This window comes from Halomonas sp. 707D4 (genome assembly GCF_024158685.1).
Taxonomy (GTDB): domain Bacteria; phylum Pseudomonadota; class Gammaproteobacteria; order Pseudomonadales; family Halomonadaceae; genus Vreelandella.
This window is the reverse complement of sequence record NZ_JAMZBD010000725.1, coordinates 1-1,114: the sequence shown is the minus strand read 5'-3', so window position 1 is coordinate 1,114 and position 1,114 is coordinate 1. Positions and strand designations below refer to the sequence as shown.

Below are 1,114 nucleotides of genomic sequence, written 5' to 3'. Positions count from 1 at the left end.
GACGCCCCTACCGCCGTTGGCGGGCAGGCTTTCGACGCCAGCGCCGAGAACTGCGGCGAGTCCGCGACCACCGCCGCCCCCCAGACCAGCAGCAGAAGCGCCAGCCCCGACGGCGGCAGCGCGCGCCAGAAAAGCGCGAATGCCACCGCGCAGAACCCGGAGAGCGCCAGCGCCCAAAGCGCCACGGCGGCGCTGCCGAAACGCCGCGACAGCGCTCCGCCCAGCAGGCACCCCAGCGCTCCCACGCCGATCACGGCAAAGGCCATGCCCGAGACGCCCAGCCCCGAGTAGGCGTCAGCGAGCGGGGAGTTCGCCACCAGCAGCGGCACCACCGTCCAGAAGGCGTAGAGCTCCCACATGTGGCCGAAATAGCCCCAGGCGGCCGCCCGAAAGCGGCGCACGGCGAAGGCCTCGCGAAGGCCCGCTCGCGGATTGGAAGGCGCGCTCTGTCTCGGCAGGTGCGGTCCGTCGCCCAGCCGCCAGATCAATGCCGCCCCGATCAGCGCAAGCAGTGAAGAGGCACTGATGACGAGCGGCCAGGGCAGCGCCGTGCCCAGTTCTCTCAGCCCGTGGGGCAAGGCGGTGCCGAGCGTGAGCATCGCCACCAGCTGGGCCAGCGCCTGGCCGGTGCGCTCGGGGGCGAAGCTCACCACCAGCTTCATGCCCACCGGGTAGATGCCGGCAAGGCAAAGCCCGACCAGAAAGCGCCACACGAGTCCGTCGGCCAGGCCCTGGGCGGCCCAGGCGAACAGCGCGTTGCAAAGCGCCCCCGCCAGGGCGCTGGCCACGAACAGGTGGCTGGCACGGAAGCGGTCGGCGAGCCCGGTCAGCGCCAGCGTGAGCGTGCCCAGAATGAAGCCACCCTGCACCGCGCCGGTCAGCCAGCCGATCTCGACGGCGCTGACGTCCCACTCGCGGGCAAGCTCCTGCATGGCGCTGTTGGCGCTGAACCACAGCGAGGTGCCCAGCAGCTGGGCCAGAGCGATCACGGCGACCGCGTGGCGGGCAAGCCCTGCCGGCCGGGAGGGAGAAGGCGTGGGTATCACGGGCGGGCGGCGACTACTTGGAGACCAGCGCGTTCGCGGCCGGCTCGCCGCTGGCCGCCCGCGAGGCC

1 protein-coding gene is annotated in these 1,114 nt (G+C 72.4%); it reads right to left on the bottom strand.

Annotation, left to right across the window (positions count from 1 at the left end; translation table 11 throughout):
- Nucleotides 1-989: MFS transporter (locus BIS11_RS18235; protein WP_253586813.1), on the bottom strand; the 989-nt coding region annotated here is incomplete at its 3' end.
- Nucleotides 990-1,114 lie beyond the last annotated feature (125 nt).